We start from the raw sequence: 460 nt of genomic DNA, 5'->3' as shown, positions 1-460 counted from the left end.
AGGGCAACGAGCAGAGGACGGTTGAACTCAAGCTGGCCAAGGACAATATGCTGACTGGAAGGGTGGACTTCCCCGTTGAGGGTAAGTTCCGAGCCACCGTGACGCTCAAATCGGGCTCGACCGAGATCGGCAGGGGTCGTTATAATCTCGACGTAATCACCCGCTAACCGAAGCCGCGTACAATTCGGCAGCCATGGTCTCCAGGACGGCCCCGACAGCGAGCGCTCGAAGCCCCCTGTGGCGGGGGATGATCGCGGGCGTGCTGGCTCTGGCCCTCTTCGTATCGCTCCTCGTCCCGCACCATGCCGCCGCGTGCGTGGCGCTCGAAGGGCACTCGACCGTCATCTCCGTCTCGACCGGCGATGCCGGCGATCGTTCGGGCGATCCCGCCGATCGCGGTCTGGTCCAGCACGCAAGCTGTGCAAGTTGCCCCTGCCACACCGGGGTCTCGGCGTCCGCC

At 65.2% G+C, this 460-nt stretch carries 1 protein-coding gene; it reads left to right on the top strand.

Annotation, left to right across the window (positions count from 1 at the left end; translation table 11 throughout):
• Positions 1-247 precede the first annotated feature (247 nt).
• The coding region (locus AC2JF9_RS09030; RefSeq protein WP_500727090.1) for a hypothetical protein at positions 248-460 on the top strand (213 nt) is incomplete at its 3' end.

It is taken from the genome of Lactobacillus sp. C449L (assembly GCF_059900815.1).
Note: the sequence above shows the minus strand (reverse complement) of the source record. Positions and strands in the feature narration are given on the sequence as shown.